Origin of the sequence: Bradyrhizobium sp. USDA 241, from assembly GCF_049739505.1 — a bacterium.
Taxonomy (GTDB): Bacteria; Pseudomonadota; Alphaproteobacteria; order Rhizobiales; family Xanthobacteraceae; genus Bradyrhizobium; species Bradyrhizobium liaoningense.
Window position 1 is genome coordinate 25692 of record NZ_JBMGPZ010000009.1, and the last position, 11574, is coordinate 37265.

The following is an 11574-nucleotide window of genomic DNA, read 5'->3' on the forward strand; positions in this document are numbered from 1 at the left end:
AAAACGCCGACTTCCAAAAACCCGGCCGACTTCAAATCGGAATGCCGGCCGGTTTCATTTCGGAATCGTGGCCGGCTTCAAATCGGAACGATGGCCGGCTTCAAGTCGGAATACCCGGCCGGAATAAATCGGAATCCGCACCTCGACCATGCGCAAGCTTAAGGGAAACCGGAAATACAACCAAACGGCATAGCTGATCACTTCCGGCGAGAAGCGATGGCGGCGATAAAGAGGGTCCTTGGCAGTCCGCAGGCCGCTCGTCTACCCCCTCCGCCGTTCCAATTCGTTAACTTGACGGTACCGTTCCGGGGGCATCATGCATCGTCGTCACCTAGCACGCGTCACCAATGCTGGAAAGCACTGAAGTTCTTTGCCCGCTTTCTCGCCGATAGCGGCAGGGTTCAGGCGCCGGCCGATTTGACGACCGAATTGTTCGGCCAATACATCTTATGGCTGGACGCCTTGCCTTTCCGAACCGGCAAACCCGGTGCTCAGCTTTCGCGCTTACTGGCGGCAGGCTAACGGCAATCCATCGTTGCGTCCGTTTCTTGACCTGCGTCGTGAACGCTATACCGAGGTGCGAGCTGAGTGGCATTTCGCCGTGCTTTCGCGAAGGCGCGGTCGGTCGCCATGAGACGCTCGATCATCGGCGCAATCAGTTTAGCAGGCTCGGTCCGCGTCATCAGACCTACGCTATGCGTCAGGATCTCGGCGTAGCTTCTGAGATCCCTAAAGACCGCCGCCGGCAGCTCGATCGTGAGCTTGACTGGCTTGTCGTCTTCAAGCGGCCCAAGCTTGAGCTTCGTCATGGCGTTCCTCCATTGCTGTAGGGCGCCAGCACCAAATCGCGCGTGCCGATCACGCGGACCGGGAAACCTGGCCGGATGGTCAGCGTCGGCTGGATGTTGAGCTGACGCTGCACGACCAATTGGCCGGTCTGGCTGATGCTGTTGGACGCACCGCTACGAATCGCTTGAACGAGGTTGTTCTCATTTGGCTCGTGCCGCCTCCGCTCCGACGCTGAGCATGGTCGAGAGAACGGCGGCCTTGAATAGCATGCCCCAGTGGTTGTCGACATCGTCCTCGAGTCCGGCATAACCACCAGTGTCGGCGCCCGGCTGGCGCTCCAGCACGATCGAGTTGCCGTCCGGTATGATGATGCGAGTCCAGACCAAGAGGATTCGACTCTGGCCGTCCGCACGGCCGCTTTTCAGGCGATGATCTGACTGGCGTGGGCGCGCTCTCGGTGCAGTTTGGGCTTTGCTTGAACTAGAACATGTCTCCGCGCAAAGCGCTCGATGGAGTCGAGCGGGTTCGCTCAAACGGCGCAATTGCCTTTCCCTCGAAGGTTTCGATCGACTAGGAATTGTTTTCAGACTCGAAGACGGCGTTCGATCATACTGGCCAGCCCGGTCAACGCGTAGCAGATCACAAAGAATATACTCAGCACGCCCAGATAGATCTCGATGGCGTGTGAGTCTCCGGTTCCGACATACGCTAGTACCCACTTTTCTTGGAACGTGAGTCGTGATTCAAGGTCGGGATGATACCCGAAGCAAGAGAAGTCCACCTTTCGAGGAAAGATCGCAAGGTGCTTGAGGCGTGCTGTCGCTCACCGGTGACGTTGCAGCGCGATTTGAAGCGGGCGCGGATAGTTCTGTTGGCGGCGGATGGGCGCAGCACCCGGTCGATCGCCAAGGAAGTTGGGGTCCAGCCGCGGATTGTCAGCCTTTGGCGGCATCGCTATGCCGACCATGGCCTTGAAGGGCTGCAAGACAAGCCGCGGCCTGGCAAGCAGCCGATCTATACGAAGACGACCGACAAGCGGATTCTGAAGCTGCTGGATAAGCCGCCACCGCAAGGGTTTGCGCGCTGGACCGGCCCCCTGCTGGCCGAGGCGCTGGGCGATGTCGATGTCCAATATGTCTGGCGGTTCCTGCGCAGCCACAAGATTGACCTGGTGGCTCGCAAGTCCTGGTGCGAGAGCAACGACCCGAACTTTACGGCCAAAGCCGCCGATGTTGTCGGCCTCTATGTCGCGCCGCCGGCGAAGGCCATTGTGCTGTGCGTGGACGAGAAGCCCTCGATCCAGGCTTTGGAGCGAGCGCAGGGTTATCTGAAGTTGCCCAATGGCCGCGCCTTGACCGGCCAAAGCCACGATTACAAGCGGCATGGCACCACAACATTGTTTGCGGCGCTCGAAGTCGCCACCGGAAAGATCATCGCGACCCATTCAAAACGCCGGCGCCGCGTCGAGTTTCTCGATTTCATGAACAGCGTCACCGCGGCTTTTCCGAACCGCAAGCTTCACGTCATCCTCGACAACCTCAACACCCATAAAAAGAACGAGGACTGGCTCAAGGCCCACCCCAACGTGCAATTTCATTTCACGCCGACAAGTGCGTCATGGCTCAATCAGGTCGAAGTATGGTTTTCCATCTTGCAGGGGCAGTCGCTCAGCGGCACCTCCTTCACGAGCCTCAAGCAGCTTCAGGAACACATCGATGCCTACGTCAACGCATACAACGACAGAGCCGAGCCCTTCGTCTGGACCAAGAAAAAGGTCCGTCAACGCCGTTTCAAAGGCCGCCGTATCACTCAGCTCTGATTCCGGGTACTAGTCTTTCTATCATTTGACGCGCCGATCCCAAGAGATCCGACACGCCGACAACGGACGTCAGTGCACTCGCCTGGACGAGAACGGTGAGCTGCCCGACGTAGGGCGGCAACGCACGCCGAAATGCTTGTGGCAAAATGACGAACACAAGCGCTTCCGTTGCGCTCAAGCCAAGCGCTCGGGCGCCCTGCTCTTGGCGATGTGGAATTGAATCCAAGGCGCCTCGAAAGACCTCACCGATGTTCGCCCCGCCCCAGAGCCCCAATCCGATTATTGCGGCCGTGAGTGGGCCCGTGCGGAGACCAATTTGCGGAAGGGCAAAGAACACGAAGAGGAGTATCATAAGCGACGGCACGCCGCGGAACAACTCAACGTAAAGCCGTCCGACAAAGCGCGCGAACGTGAGCGTGCTTTGCGACAGCGCCGCGATCAGGAGACCAAGCATTGTCGCCAAAATGACGGTGAGCAGCGAGATCCACAAAGTAACCAAAAGGCCCTTACCAAGGTAAAGGGTGACAGGCCAAACCCAGTTGTTCATTTAACTACTCCCAGCCCCGGAATCGCGAGCCTGCGCTCGAACGTACGAGACAAAGCGCTTAGGATGCTGCACACCAGCAGGTACATGAGACAAGCGATGCCGAAGGTCTCAAACACTTTAAACGTATCTGACACGATCCGGTTGGCGACATAGGTCAATTCCTGATAGCCGACGACGATCATGAAGGAGGACGACCTGAACTGCGTGATCGCCGTGGTTGTTGTTCCGGTGATCGCGACGCGCAACGCGATCGGGAGTGTGATGTCAAGAAAGGTCTGGAACGCCGGCAAGCCGAGAGCGCGAGCTGCCGTCACTTCGCTTCGAATTTCGGCACAGCTTCGAATGCGGCCCTGAAGACCTCCGTTTGATAAGCACCGCCCCACAATGCGAGCGCTAGCCAGGAAGTCTCGAACGGCGTCAGACGGATGCCTATGTCGGGTAGCGCGTAGAACAGAAGGAATATCTGTACGAGGAGCGGCGTGCAGCGGAATGCATTTACGAATCCAACGATTGCAATGTTGGTGATGGGAATCCGTGCATAGCGTATTGCCCCGAGCACGAGCCCGATCCCAATTCCGAGCGCGATGCCGATCGCGCTGATGAGGAGGCTGTTGCCGAGGCCCGCTAGCAGCTCAGTTACCTCTTTCATGAGATCGTTCTGCACGATCCGCACCTCCGCCCAAGCCGAATTGGGACGCTATCGCGCTGCCGGGACCCTCAAGATTTGCACTCCATGGGATCGACGCCGGCATAGTCGAGCTTGACCTTCGGTCCCGGGACGACATTGCGATACTTCGCGACCATCGTCGGATCCCTGACTTCTTCGGCGAAGGCTTTGTAGAAGGCATCTTCTTCGCGCATCTTGGCGATCACTGCGTTGATCCAGGCAAGCATGGCCGCATTGCCCTTCTTGACGCCAATACCCTGGATCGCAGGTGAAGCGAGTTCGCCAACGACTTTGAAGTTTTTGTTGTTCTGCACGAAGTTGTAGTCGTAGACGTCGATATAGGCGAAGGCGTCAGCACGCCCCTGGATCAGCATCGTGGAGGAATCGGCCGGGCTTTGGGCCGTGATCAGGTTCGCCTTCGGATGACACTTCTGTAACCAGGTCTGGTAGGTGCTCCCTGTCGGCGTCACGACCGTGCGACCGGCGAGGTCGGCGTAGTTGTTGATGGGAGATTCCTTCTTCACAACGAGCTGGAGATTGCTCAACCAGATCGGATCCGAGAAGTCGATTTGCTCGGCGCGCGCCGGAGTTCTGGCAAGCGAGGCGAGCACGAGGTCGACCTTGCTGGACTGCAAGAACGGGATACGGTTGCTGTCGTTCATACATTGGGTCTGGAGACCGGCTTCGGTGCCGAAGGCAAATTCGGCGATGCGCTTGACGAGCCCATACTCAAAGTCGGCAGGCTTTCCATCGAGCCCGACATAGCCTGCAGGCGGATACTGGCAATTGATGCCGATCGTCAGAACCTTTGGCGTGGCGAGGTCCGTGGGCAGCGGCACGTCCACCTTCGACTGCGCGATGGCCGGCAACGCCACTATCGAAAATGACAGGGCCGCGATCGCGGCTAGGCATTTCAGCATGTTCATAATCTCCGCTTTCCTGTTGATCTTGGTATGGCGAAAAAAGTAGGTCAGACGTCAGTGTGCGACAGGAATTGGCGCGTGCGGTCGTGACCTGGTCGATCGAGGACGTCGGCCGGATGCCCTTTCTCAACGACCACACCGTCGGCCATAAATACGAGTGTGTCGCCGACCTCTCGCGCGAAACTCATTTCGTGCGTCACGACAAGCATAGTCATGCCGGAGCGCGCGAGATCCTTCATGACGTTCAAGACCTCGCGTACGAGCTGAGGATCGAGCGCCGATGTGACCTCATCGAACAACATCACGTGAGGGCGCATCATTAGGGCTCGGGCAATCGCGACACGCTGCTGCTGGCCTCCCGAAAGCTGGTCGGGATAACTGCTCTCCTTGTCTGCCAAACCGACCTTCGCGAGCAACTCTCGGGCGCGCGCTTCCGATTCCGCAGTCGGCTCCTTCAAGACGCGACGCGGAACCAAGGTGAGATTCTTCAAAACGGCGAGATGCGGAAACAGGTTGTAGTGCTGGAACACCATTCCCACGCGCTGGCGGACCTTATTCACGTCCTGCTTGCCGGAGAGCAAGTCCTGGCCTTCCAGCACGATCTCACCGCCGACGACCGGCTGAAGCATGTTAACCGTTCGCAGGAGCGAGCTCTTGCCGCTGCCGCTCGGGCCAATGATGACGACGACCTCGTCTTGACGAACCGAGAGATCGACGCCCTTCAGAACCTCGTTTGATCCGTACGAAACGCGTATGCCACGCAGATCGAGGAAGGGTGCAATCGGTTCGGTTGACACTGGGCGCCTCTCTGTTCTCAGCGCAACGCTGGTCGAACGACCGCGGAGATCAGGTCGGTCATCGCGACATGCGTCTGGAGAGGAATCCCATCGACGTCAGCATCGACGACGTTACCGACCGAGTTGATCAAGCCGATGTCGACACCGCGACGCAGCAGGTGTTCTTCCATTTTTGGCGCATGGAGGAGGTCGGGCCTCTTCAGACGGGCCGCAAGCGCCCCCAGGATGGCGTAGCAACCCCAGTTCGAACAGGCTGCGGTGACTAGGACATCGGTGCCAGTCACCGCTCCGATGCCGGCACCGCCTTCCGGCCGCGCGTCGCCGAACTTCACATGGCGCCGCACGGCGTCGGCGACGACCCCCATGCCTATCTCATTGCCCCCGTCGCCCACGCAGACGCTAGGAATCCCGCGGGCGAGCGCCTCGTCGAACAAGTAGTCAATCCGGGCCCGCCCCATGCCGTAGTCGATACCGCGCATCGAGCAATAGATGCCGTCGGCGTTACGGCCGACCCGCTCCGTTGAGAAGACCAAGGCAGGCTTGAATTCATCGAGCAAGGCGGCGGAGGCGGCCTTCGCCTCGGCGTCCGTCACGGGAAAGGAGCGCGTGCTGGCGACCGCGAGGCTTCCGTCGCCGCTCGCAATCCGCGCCTGCTCGTAGGGGAGCACCGACAGGCCGGCGCTGGTAAGGATCTTGGCGGTGCCGTCGAGCAGGGTCTCCTCCGCGACAACGACACAGGTCGCTCGCTTGGATAGGGCAAGCGCTCGCACGACCGCGGCGGCGCCGGCAGGCCCGTCGTTCTCGCCGATAGTGGGCGAAATCCAGGCCCGCGAGACGGAGCCCGTCGTCACCACGACCGTCGCCCCCACCGGGATAGCGGCGAGCGCCTCGGCGGCCGCGCCGCACAAGGCACCGCCTTGCCGCGCGCGAGCCGCCTCGTAAAGATGTTCGACGCCTCGGCCCCCGAGATCGAGATTGACCAGTCGGTCGAGCCGGTCATCCATGCCCGCAAAGGCAGTGTTGGCGTTGCTCATGTCTGGTCTCCGAGAACGAGCTGTGAGATTGCGGAGACATCGTCGATGCGCGAGGCGAGATGATCGAGTGCAGTATCGACGGCGGCGACGACGGCATCCTGGCCGCCAACTCTCCCGATCGCGTCGAGTGTCGGCTTCAGGCGCAGCGACACACGCGCCCCAGGCTGTCCGTGGGTGTTGACCGTGAGGATTCCAGCGTCGCGCAGGAGGACCATACCGAGCGCAGAGGAGACCTCGCAAGGAACGAGCCCGAGGCCTTCGGCGGAACGGCCGGCGCGCCGCAGGACAACGGCGAGCACATCTTGCTCGTCGACCATTGGTCCGAGATCGCTGACAACCACGAGGTCGCGACCCAGCTTCTCGGCGAGTGCGACAGCGAGCGCCTGTCCGGAGCGAGCCTCCTCCCGCAGGTCCTCAGGCCGAAAAGCCTGGAGAGACCGCATGGCGCCAGCGGCGATCGGCGCGCGTGCCTCCATCCCAAATTCAGCGCCCTTCGCTGACGCCGCCGTGACAAGATTGGGGCGGCCGGCAAGGACGCCTGCGCGCGGTCCGGCGAGACCCGCCTTGTCGCAATTGGTAATCGCGAGATCGGCGCCGAGGGCGAGGCCCGGCTTACCGCCATGGAGCACAGGACGCAGACGGGCGCCATAAGCGTCGTCCACGAACGCAATGGCGCCGACCGCGTGAGTGGCTTTGACGACAGCCGAGGTCACGGTGTCGTCCAGAAGCTCGAGGGCGCTCGTTACGGTGGTGACGACGACGAGGTTGGGTTTCGCCTTGGTCAGAGCTGCCTGCCAGTCGCGATCGCCCCCGATTTCGACGAGTTCCACCCGAGCGATGGAACAGCCTCGGATCACCGAAGCGTGCGATCGCCCACCCGGAGGGACGATCGAAATCACGGGGCTGTCGCCGGCATGAGCGACGATGGTAGCAATGATTCCCGCGCTGGTGCGGTTGAATACAGCGACGCCATCCCCGTCCTCACCACCAAGGTGATTGATCGCGACTTCTCGGAGGTCTTCGGCGAAGAGGCCCGGGCCAACCCATTCCTCGCAAAGTGTCGCGAGATCTTCCGCCTTGAGCGGAAAGTCTCGCTGATTTCCTGTGAACACGCCGATGGAATGCGGGCCGAGCCTGCGGACACGATTGGCCGCTACGACCTGCCCCTGACGAAGGCGACGCGCTTCGTCGACACTGGATCGGATGATGGTACCACGCGCAAAGCCGACAATGGGATCGATGGGATTACCGAAGCTATCTGTGGGCTTCGGGGATTGCGTTTTCGACTCCGAGGCGACGGCTGTCATCATCTTCTCCTAGAACCAGTGTGACTTGGCGATGCGGACAACCAGGGAGCCAAGGTGACCAGCGACGCGCGATGAAATGGGCGTTCTTGTCAGAAGCGTTCGGCGAAAGCGTCTTGCCGCGCGAATACGCCAGGCGAGGCATTCTCGATGCTTCAAGCCCGGTACAAGACCGACGAAGTCGGGCCCAACAGCGGGGTCGTAGCTCGGCGTCATTGGGTCACCTCGCGAGATCGCTGACGCGACGACGAATCCGGACCAAGCTCGCTTGACGAACTTGCAACGATGCTTTGGAGCAGACTGACAAAACCCCGATGACCGCTCTCAGAGACACCATCAACGAGGGGTTCGGTGCTTGCCGTCGCGCCATCACGAGCGCCGGCCTTAACGCAGGCTCTGATCAGCTCCCCTTCGAGAGTTTCGTCGTGTAGCAGGTCAGGACTGCCAAGCCCGACAGCAAGTCCGGCGCAAACGGCGTAAGCGCCCCAGTTCGATATTGCAGCGCTGACGATCACGTCCGTCTCGACCGCCGTGACAACGAAGCCATTTGGATGAAAAGCGGCAAGCGCCGTCCGCACCGCGCCGAAGCCGACCTCGTTACCGCCGTCGCCAATTCCTATCGTCAACCGCTTCGCCGCGTGTCCGGCCTCTGCGAGCAAATGGAGGTGCGCCATCGTGCCGGCAGGGCGACGGTCGCCGCGGACGCCGTGGAAAAAACCATCCGGGTTGGGGCCATCGAGCTCGACGAAGACGATTGCCGATGGCTGGTGTCGTGCCAGCAGCGCCTCGACGGCCTTGGGCCCATACTTGGAATGAGGCGGGATAGTCTCCACCTTGATCGGCCTTGCCCTGAAGGATCCAACGAGCGCAGCGCAAGCTTCCACTGGCTTAGAATGAGCCTCTTCCGAGACGATCGTGACCTGGGCGCCAAGACCGAGGGCCATAGCCCGTGCAAGGACAGCGGCGCCTGGCGGTCCGTCGGTCTCGCCCTGCGGGAGTTTAGGCGGAACGCCGGCGCCCGTCGCCACGATGACGTGGTCGCCGTAGGCGACGCGCGACATCAGGGCTCTGGTTGCCAACGTAGACAACGGCTCGCCGTGATGACGACGGCAGATCTCGTACATCGGAACGACGAGACCCGGTGGAAGCCCGCCCGCGAGAGGACGGGATTCAATCGTCATCAGGCGATCGAACCGCTCGCCCGCCGTGGCCAGAAGAGGGTCCGGACCTGTGGAGTCTTCCGTTAAGAGCATAACGATGGAGACCTCTTGGCCTGTCTCTCGGCTCACACCGTGACGGTCACGCTCTTGCGATAGGTGTAGCTCTCGAGGGCCCCTTCGATAGAATATTCGGCGCCGATGCCGCTCTGTTTGGCACCGCCGTAGGACATGCCTGGGATCTGACCGCCGGCACGGTTGATCTGGAGCCAGCCAGCATCGATTCGCTCCGCTGCGCGCAGGGCAGTGGTGATGTCGTTCGTGAAGATGTAGGCAGCGAGACCGTAATGGGTGTCGTTCGCCCAGCCGATCATCTCGTCTTCGTTCGTCCAGGGGATCGCAACCAGGACAGGCCCGAAGACCTCCTCGCGCACAACACGCCAGCTATTGTCGACACCCGTCAGCACGACGGGGCCCGGCATGAAGCCGTCGGTGTCGTTAGCGGGAGCTGGGACCTGACCGATCTCCACCTTCGCGCCACGATCGACGGCCTCGCGGATAAAAGCGCAAACCTCTCCGTAGCGCTCGGCGTTGATGATCGCGCCGATGTCGGAGGCCTCGTCGAGCGCGTCGCCGACTTTCATGGCCTTCAGCTTCTCGACAACCTTTGCAACCACCGGCTCGAACACGTCCCGGTGGATGAAGAGCCGCGAGCCCGCCGTGCAGGACTGCCCTTGGCGCGCGAAGCGCATGGCATTGATGACGTTTGTCGCGCAGGTATCGAGTTGCTCCGGCGTCGCCGCATCTGGATAGACGACGCAGGGGCTCTTGCCGCCGAGCTCAAGGGTGACCTTCGCAATGCGGTCGGCGGCGGCATGCGCCACGAGCTTTCCCACCTCGACCGAGCCTGTGAACGAGATCTTCGACACGTCGGGATGGTTCGAAAGCGGCGCACCGGCCTCGGTGCCCGTTCCCGTGACGACATTGAAGACGCCGGCCGGGAACATGTCGGCTGCAAGTTCCGCGACCTTGATGACCGCTAGCGGCGCGTCCTCGGCAGGCTTCAGAACCAGCGTGTTACCGGTGGCGAGCGCCATGCCGATCTTCACGGCTGCGAGTACGAGGGGCGAATTCCAGGGGATGATCGCGCCGACGACACCAAGCGGCTCTCGCGTAGTGTAGCTGAATATCCCCGGGCCGAGCGGCAACGTCTCGCCCTTCTGCTCGGATACCACGCCGCCGTAGTAGCGCAGGACCTCGGCAGTGCTCGCGACCTCAGGTCGGCTTTGCGTGCGCAGCGCGTTACCCGTTTCGGCCGCGAGGACCTTGGCGATCTCTTCGGCATGCGCCGATACGCGATTGCCGAGTTCAGTCAAAAGCGCGCCGCGGGCTCGTGCCGCCATGCGGCGCCAGTTCGGAAAGGCCGCCTTGGCCGCCGCGACTGCGGCATCGACGTCTTGCTTGTCCGCAGCCCCGACCATGGCGATGGTGTCGCGTCGGCAGGGATTCTCGACTGCCATCGTGCGGCCCGAGACCGGCTTGATCCACTTTCCACCGATGAAGTTGCCAAGCAGCCCGGAGCGGGGCAACGTCAGTTCGGAATCGTAGCTGGTGGTGGCGAGTTGCGCTCTCATTTGTTCGTTCCTGTTCTTCGAAATCATGCTGCGGGCTGACGGAGAGTGACCTTGAGCAGTCGCTCGTAGACCTCCGAGACGCTAGTGGAATCCTTTCCGCCCAGACCGTCCGCGCGGGCGGTATTGTAGATCTGGCGAACGAGCTGCCCGAGATACATCGGTGAAGCCGTGAACTCGTCGAGTGCGAGCGAGATGTCCTTGTGCATCAGGTCGAGCGCGAAGAAGGCTGGCCGCTCCTGCGTAAAGAGCGTCTTGCCGAGCCAATCCAGCATCTTGCTGCCGGCGAGACCTCCGCCGAGAACCTCGAGCAACACGTCGAGCTTCGCGCCGGACTTCACGCTAGCTGCCAGCACCTCGCCGAGTGCTACCGTGTTGATCGCGGTCAACAGGTTGTGGCTCAACTTCATAAGTTGTCCGGAACCGACCGGGCCGCAATGAATGATCTTGCCAGCCAGCGTCTCAAGCACAGGGCGCGTCGCATCCAGCACGGTCTGGTCGCCCCCGATCATGATCAGGAGCTTGCCATTTTCTGCGCCGGCGACGCCGCCGCTGACGGGCGCATCGAGATAGTTGATCCCGGCTTTGTCGCAGATCGCAGCGACCGCCTTGGTGGTTGCGGGGTCTACCGTACTGAAATCGACCACAGTCGCGCCCTTCTTCGCAGCGGCGAGGATCCCGTCCTCACCGGTTACGGCCGCCGTCAGGACCACTGGAGAAGGGAGGCTCGCCAGAATAAAATCGGCTCCAGCGGCAGCGGCCTTGGGGCTTGCGGCAGCTTCCACGCCAGCCGGGGCAAGCTTGGCGACGGCCGGCGCGTTGGGATCGAAAGCCCGCACCTTATGTCCGGCTTCGGCAAGCCGACGCGCCATATGTAGAGCTGGCCCCGCAAATTCGGACAGTAGC

General features: G+C 61.5%; 12 protein-coding genes and 2 pseudogenes. 1 reads left to right on the forward strand and 13 read right to left on the reverse strand.

Annotated features, from left to right (window positions below; genetic code table 11):
* Positions 1-141: 141 nt before the first annotated feature.
* The 3 genes and pseudogenes from ABIF91_RS45255 to ABIF91_RS45265 form a co-directional block, all read right to left on the reverse strand.
* Positions 142-252: pseudogene (locus ABIF91_RS45255) on the reverse strand (IS6 family transposase); the annotation flags it as partial.
* A gap of 266 nt (positions 253-518) precedes the next feature.
* Positions 519-809: a DUF2274 domain-containing protein gene (locus tag ABIF91_RS45260; protein WP_028181949.1), complete on the reverse strand. Its 291-nt coding sequence runs from the start codon at positions 807-809 to the stop codon at positions 519-521.
* A pseudogene (locus ABIF91_RS45265) lies at positions 806-1208 on the reverse strand (TrbI/VirB10 family protein); the annotation flags it as partial. The gene ABIF91_RS45260 and the pseudogene ABIF91_RS45265, both read right to left, overlap by 4 nt.
* A 335-nt stretch (positions 1209-1543) precedes the next feature.
* Between ABIF91_RS45265 and ABIF91_RS45270 the strand changes: the two are divergent.
* A complete protein-coding gene (locus tag ABIF91_RS45270) occupies positions 1544-2608 on the forward strand; it encodes an IS630-like element ISRj1 family transposase (protein WP_026192128.1) in 1065 nt (354 codons plus the stop codon).
* On the opposite strand, the gene ABIF91_RS45275 is transcribed toward ABIF91_RS45270, so the two are convergent.
* The 10 genes from ABIF91_RS45275 to ABIF91_RS45320 all read right to left on the reverse strand — a co-directional run bounded on the left by ABIF91_RS45275 (position 2595) and on the right by ABIF91_RS45320 (position 11540).
* Positions 2595-3155, reverse strand: coding sequence for an amino acid ABC transporter permease (locus tag ABIF91_RS45275; protein WP_424579919.1), 561 nt, complete (start codon positions 3153-3155; stop codon positions 2595-2597). The two genes, ABIF91_RS45270 and ABIF91_RS45275, sit on opposite strands and share 14 nt — an antisense overlap.
* Positions 3152-3469, reverse strand: coding sequence for an ABC transporter permease subunit (locus ABIF91_RS45280; protein ID WP_424579920.1), 318 nt, complete (start codon positions 3467-3469; stop codon positions 3152-3154). The genes ABIF91_RS45275 and ABIF91_RS45280 overlap by 4 nt, the downstream gene beginning before the upstream one ends.
* On the reverse strand, positions 3466-3819 hold the full coding sequence (locus tag ABIF91_RS45285) for an ABC transporter permease subunit (RefSeq protein ID WP_424579921.1): 354 nt from the start codon (positions 3817-3819) through the stop codon (positions 3466-3468). The genes ABIF91_RS45280 and ABIF91_RS45285 overlap by 4 nt, the downstream gene beginning before the upstream one ends.
* A 53-nt stretch (positions 3820-3872) precedes the next feature.
* On the reverse strand, positions 3873-4748 hold the full coding sequence (locus tag ABIF91_RS45290) for a transporter substrate-binding domain-containing protein (protein WP_028181945.1): 876 nt from the start codon (positions 4746-4748) through the stop codon (positions 3873-3875).
* 44 nt (positions 4749-4792) lie between these two features.
* A complete protein-coding gene (locus ABIF91_RS45295; protein WP_028181944.1) occupies positions 4793-5542 on the reverse strand; it encodes an amino acid ABC transporter ATP-binding protein in 750 nt (249 codons plus the stop codon).
* A gap of 17 nt (positions 5543-5559) precedes the next feature.
* Positions 5560-6576: a glutamate cyclase domain-containing protein gene (locus tag ABIF91_RS45300; RefSeq protein ID WP_028181943.1), complete on the reverse strand. Its 1017-nt coding sequence runs from the start codon at positions 6574-6576 to the stop codon at positions 5560-5562.
* Positions 6573-7886 carry a hypothetical protein gene (locus tag ABIF91_RS45305; RefSeq protein WP_028181942.1) on the reverse strand — a complete coding sequence of 438 codons (1314 nt, stop codon included), beginning with the start codon at positions 7884-7886 and terminating at the stop codon, positions 6573-6575. Before ABIF91_RS45305 ends, ABIF91_RS45300 begins: the two co-directional genes overlap by 4 nt.
* Before the next feature lie 206 nt (positions 7887-8092).
* Entirely contained in the window at positions 8093-9061 is a 969-nt protein-coding gene (locus ABIF91_RS45310) for a glutamate cyclase domain-containing protein (protein ID WP_157783820.1), read from the reverse strand.
* Between the two features lie 104 nt (positions 9062-9165).
* Entirely contained in the window at positions 9166-10671 is a 1506-nt protein-coding gene (locus tag ABIF91_RS45315) for an aldehyde dehydrogenase family protein (protein WP_245285563.1), read from the reverse strand.
* A gap of 23 nt (positions 10672-10694) precedes the next feature.
* Entirely contained in the window at positions 10695-11540 is an 846-nt protein-coding gene (locus tag ABIF91_RS45320; RefSeq protein WP_424579922.1) for an NAD(P)-dependent oxidoreductase, read from the reverse strand.
* Between the last annotated feature and the right edge of the window lie 34 nt (positions 11541-11574).

Coding starts and splice junctions, on each gene's coding strand:
- ABIF91_RS45260 (WP_028181949.1), bottom strand. CDS start 809: ATGACGAAGCTCAAGCTTGGGCCGCTTGAAGACGACAAGCCAGTCAAG.
- ABIF91_RS45305 (WP_028181942.1), bottom strand. CDS start 7,886: ATGATGACAGCCGTCGCCTCGGAGTCGAAAACGCAATCCCCGAAGCCC.
- ABIF91_RS45270 (WP_026192128.1), top strand. CDS start 1,544: ATGATACCCGAAGCAAGAGAAGTCCACCTTTCGAGGAAAGATCGCAAG.
- ABIF91_RS45275 (WP_424579919.1), bottom strand. CDS start 3,155: ATGAACAACTGGGTTTGGCCTGTCACCCTTTACCTTGGTAAGGGCCTT.
- ABIF91_RS45320 (WP_424579922.1), bottom strand. CDS start 11,540: ATGGCGCGTCGGCTTGCCGAAGCCGGACATAAGGTGCGGGCTTTCGAT.
- ABIF91_RS45290 (WP_028181945.1), bottom strand. CDS start 4,748: ATGAACATGCTGAAATGCCTAGCCGCGATCGCGGCCCTGTCATTTTCG.
- ABIF91_RS45300 (WP_028181943.1), bottom strand. CDS start 6,576: ATGAGCAACGCCAACACTGCCTTTGCGGGCATGGATGACCGGCTCGAC.
- ABIF91_RS45315 (WP_245285563.1), bottom strand. CDS start 10,671: ATGAGAGCGCAACTCGCCACCACCAGCTACGATTCCGAACTGACGTTG.
- ABIF91_RS45310 (WP_157783820.1), bottom strand. CDS start 9,061: ATGACGATTGAATCCCGTCCTCTCGCGGGCGGGCTTCCACCGGGTCTC.